The sequence below is a fragment of the Thermovirga lienii genome (assembly GCF_036847465.1).
Lineage (GTDB): Bacteria > Synergistota > Synergistia > Synergistales > Thermovirgaceae > Thermovirga > Thermovirga lienii.
The window spans coordinates 1-4,220 of record NZ_DAITZW010000064.1 but is presented as its reverse complement, the minus strand read 5'-3'; the positions used below and the strand labels follow the sequence as shown (position 1 = coordinate 4,220).

The window sequence follows — 4,220 nt, the reverse complement described above, 5'->3', positions numbered from 1 at the left end:
CTACCTGTAGTTTTCCCCATTCATCCAAGGACACAGAAAAGGGTAAAAGAGTTTGGTCTAACGAAGTATTTAGAAAAAATGATAGTTCTTGAGCCGCTGGATTATCTGAATCTCATGGGCCTAGTCAAAAGAAGCAAGAAAATCATAACAGACAGTGGCGGATTGCAAAAAGAGGCATATTTCGCAGGCAAACAGGCATTAGTTATCATGCCGGACACGAGCTGGAGAGAATTGGTTGATATAGGTTGGAATGTTTTGATTGATTCCCCTGATTTGTGTGAGCAATTACCAGATTTAGTTTTAAGTAATCGTGAAACCGAATACTATTCTGATATATATGGCAAAGGCGATGCAGGTAAAAGAATAGTTGGATTCCTGAAAGCTAACATTGATTAGAATTTGTAGAGTGGGGGCAAGTTTTATGTTTGTGATATCAGAACGTGCAACTATAGGGGCTAATTTCAAGCATGGTCACTTCGTGGTAATTGAAGATGACGTAATAATAGGAAACAACGTGGAAGTAGGGCATAATGTCATTATCAGAAGAGGAGTTCGCATAGGTGATAACTGTAAAATTCTAGATGGAACAATTTTAGGCAAAAGGCCCCAAAAGGCTAGTTTATCTGCTACGACAGAGGGAGCTGTCCATTACCCGCCACTTGTCCTTGGTAAAGCGGTTACCGTAGGTGCTTCATGTGTGATTTACGTTGGTGCGGAGATTGGAGACATGGTTTTTTTGGGTGACAAGGCCACTGTGCGGGAGGATGTAAAAATAGGAGAGTACACAATAATTGGTAGAGGCGTGGCTGTGGAGAATAAAGTTGCTATAGGTAGAAAGTGCAAAATAGAAACAGGGGCCTATATTACTGCAATGAGCACTATAGAAGATTACTGTTTTATAGCTCCAGAGGTTACTTTTACAAATGACAACTTCCTTGGTCGAACAGAGGAGAGGAAAAAGTACTTTGGAGGCCCCATTGTCAGAAAGGGCGCAAGGATAGGAGCCAATGCTACCATATTGCCTGGAGTGGAAATAGGTGCAGACGCTGTCGTTGCTGCAGGCAGCGTTGTTACTCGTGACGTTCGACCTCGCGTGATAGTTGCAGGAGTACCCGCTAAATACCTCAGAGACGTTCCCGCAGAACAGCTAATTGAGAACCAGATTTTTTATGACGGATAAACTTATGTTTACTTGGGAGGTTCTTTGATATGCCCCTTTTGGAACTAATAAAAAACAAAAAGGCAGTTGTAGGCGTTATCGGCCTAGGTTATGTTGGCCTACCGTTGGCAGTTGAAAAAGCCAAGGCCGGATTTAGGGTCTTAGGGTTCGATATCCAGGAACATAAGGTGGATAAGGTAAATCGCGGAGAAAACTACATTGGGGACGTAGTTAGTGATGAGTTGGAAGAGTTGGTGAAGAAAGGAAGACTTTCTGCAACTTCGGACTTCTCCTGCTTGGCAGAGTGCGACGTTGTTGCCATATGCGTCCCTACGCCGCTTGATGTCTTTAAACAACCGGACCTTTCTTATGTCAAGGAAACGGCAGCTTCTATAGCCCAGTATCTTAAAAGGGACATGTTGGTAATCTTAGAATCCACAACATATCCGGGAACTACCGAAGAGGTTATAAAACCTATCTTGGAAAAGTCTGGACTAAAGGTGGGGGCAGATTTTTATCTTGCCTTTTCACCGGAAAGAGTCGATCCAGGGAACAAGGTTTACAAAACCAAGAATACGCCAAAGGTTGTAGGCGGGTGCACTCCAGCCTGCACGGAACATGCAAAAGCTTTATATGAGGCTATCTTGGATGCTCCAGTTTTCACTGTTTCAAGTCCCAAGGAAGCTGAGATGTCCAAGATATTGGAGAACACGTTCAGGATAGTTAACTGTGCTTTGGCAAACGAGATAGCCATTATCTGTAATAAGATGGGCATAAACGTTTGGGAGGTCATAGAAGCGGCTTCTACTAAGCCCTTTGGATTTGTTCCCTTCTATCCAGGGCCAGGAGTTGGAGGCCACTGTATTCCTATAGATCCCTTTTACCTTACATATAGAGCCAGAGCAACAGATTATCATACAAGGTTTATAGAGCTTGCTGGAGAGATAAATGACGGCATGCCGGAGTACGTGGTTAGTCGATTGATGGATATCCTAAACGAAAAAGAAAAGCCCTTGAAGAACAGTCACATATTGCTTGTGGGCGTGGCTTACAAGGGAGATATAGACGATCTTAGAGAATCCCCTGCTTTAAAGATTTGGGACATTCTTGAGAAAAAAGGAGCGAAAGTAAGTTATCACGATCCGTACTGTCCTGAAGTTAAAAGATGTGGAAGAAGTTTCTATTCGGAGCGCTTAACTGCCGATCTGGTAAAAAGTTGCGATGCTGTTCTGATAACAACAGGGCATAGAAACAAAGTTGATTATCAATTGATTGTCGACAATGCTCCTGTAGTTTTTGACACAAAGAACATCATATCCAAGGTATTGGATGTTTCGATAGATAAGTACGGCAATATTCAGCTTTTATGATTTTAGAGCAAAGGTAAGCAAGATAAGGGGGAAGGAAAAGGTATGTACAGATTTGCTTTGGTAGGTTGTGGGCGCATCAGCAAAAACCACGTAGAAGCCATAAAGAAATTGGAAGAAGAAAACGAAGCTAAATTGGTTGCTTGTTGTGATCTTATAGCGGAGAGAGTAGAGAAGGTTGCAGAGGAGACCGGAGCTAAGGCTTTTACTAGCTACGAAGAGATGCTTGAAGAAAGTGATATAGATATAGTTTCCATTTGTACGCCTTCAGGTCTTCACCCAAAGCATACGATAATGGCTGCCAGGGCGGGAAAACATGTTTTATGCGAAAAACCATCAGGAACCAAGCTTTCGGATGTAGATGCGGCAATAGATGCATGTGATGACGCGGGGGTGCGTTATTTTGTCGTCAAACAAAATCGTTTCAACAAAACCGTACAATTATTGAAGAAAGCTATAGACGAAGGAAGGTTTGGGCGCATTTACATGCTTGTGTCTAACGTTTTTTGGACCAGACCGCAGGAATATTATGATATGGCTCCTTGGCGGGGTACGTGGGAGTTCGACGGAGGTTGTTTGTGTAACCAGGCTGCTCATTATGTCGATTTGATGCAGTGGCTTGGGGGAGCTGTAGAATCTGTTCAGGCTTTCAGTGCTACTTTGGCAAGGCGCATTGAGGCCGAGGATACGATTGTAGTTAATCTAAAGTACCGCAGCGGAGCCTTGGGAAGCGTAAACGTTACGACCCTTACCTATCCCAAAAACCTTGAGGGAAGTATTACTGTTTTGGGTGAGAACGGTACAGTACGCATTGGAGGCGTAGCCTTAAACAGGATTGACACATGGGAGTTCAGAGATTCTCACCCCATGGATGAACTTACAAAGGAAGCCAACACTAACCCCACTTCTGTGTATGGTTTTGGTCACTTGGATTTTTATAAGCACGTAATAGAATCTTTGAAAACGGGAAGCAACGGCTTAGTTGAAGGCAGGGAAGGGCGCAAGACCGTAGAGATCATAGAGGCAGCTTATCAGTCGGCCCTTACGGGCGGCCAGGTTCGTATGTGTACCATGCCAAGGTAGAGATTCGAAAGCATTAAGGGTAAAGCTTAATGGATGATCTATTGGTTGTTTAAGTGTACGTCCATCTTGCGATGTGCTATATTTGGCGAATTCTTTTTTCTGACAATTGTCTACTGTAAGATTTTGGCAAAAGCATAAGCTTTTGTTTACGGGGATCAGTGATCTTTTGCAAAAGATTCCTGACTGGTATATCCAGAAAATGATAGCATAAAAAAGGAAGGATAGAACAAAGGACAATATTGGGGGGAAAGATCCTGAGATTTACTGTCAAACGGCCTGACACATATTTATTGCTAACTATGTTGTTTGTAATTATCTTATCTTGTCTTCTTATCTTCATAAGATTGCAAATTGCCTCCGTAAACGGAGATTTGCCGAATTATGTTTTCTCTGGTGATACAATGAGAGCTTTTAAAGAACCATCTTTTTACTCCGACGAACTGTTTTATTATAATTTTACTCCTTCCAAAAACGGTTTCTTGCAGGAATTTCTCCAAGGGGTATCGCTCTTCTTATCTGAAGGAATTCCCGTTAATATAAATTTATATGGCTATTACGTGCATTTTATTAAAAAAATTTTTGTTAATACCGATAGGAGCTGGTTCATGATA

Annotated in this window: 5 protein-coding genes; all 5 read left to right on the top strand. The window is 42.3% G+C overall.

Annotated features, from left to right (window positions below; genetic code table 11):
• Nucleotides 1-396 (top strand): UDP-N-acetylglucosamine 2-epimerase (locus tag V7Z69_RS09570; protein WP_334139764.1); only part of this gene is annotated, 396 nt, incomplete at its 5' end.
• A 25-nt stretch (nt 397-421) separates the two neighbouring features.
• Nucleotides 422-1,180 carry a DapH/DapD/GlmU-related protein gene (locus V7Z69_RS09565; RefSeq protein ID WP_334139763.1) on the top strand — a complete coding sequence of 253 codons (759 nt, stop codon included), beginning with the start codon at nt 422-424 and terminating at the stop codon, nt 1,178-1,180.
• Between the two features lie 29 nt (nt 1,181-1,209).
• On the top strand, nt 1,210-2,529 hold the full coding sequence (locus V7Z69_RS09560; RefSeq protein ID WP_334139762.1) for a nucleotide sugar dehydrogenase: 1,320 nt from the start codon (nt 1,210-1,212) through the stop codon (nt 2,527-2,529).
• A 42-nt stretch (nt 2,530-2,571) separates the two neighbouring features.
• Entirely contained in the window at nt 2,572-3,609 is a 1,038-nt protein-coding gene (locus V7Z69_RS09555; RefSeq protein WP_334139761.1) for a Gfo/Idh/MocA family protein, read from the top strand.
• A gap of 371 nt (nt 3,610-3,980) precedes the next feature.
• Nucleotides 3,981-4,220: hypothetical protein (locus V7Z69_RS09550; RefSeq protein WP_334139760.1), on the top strand; the 240-nt coding region annotated here is incomplete at its 3' end.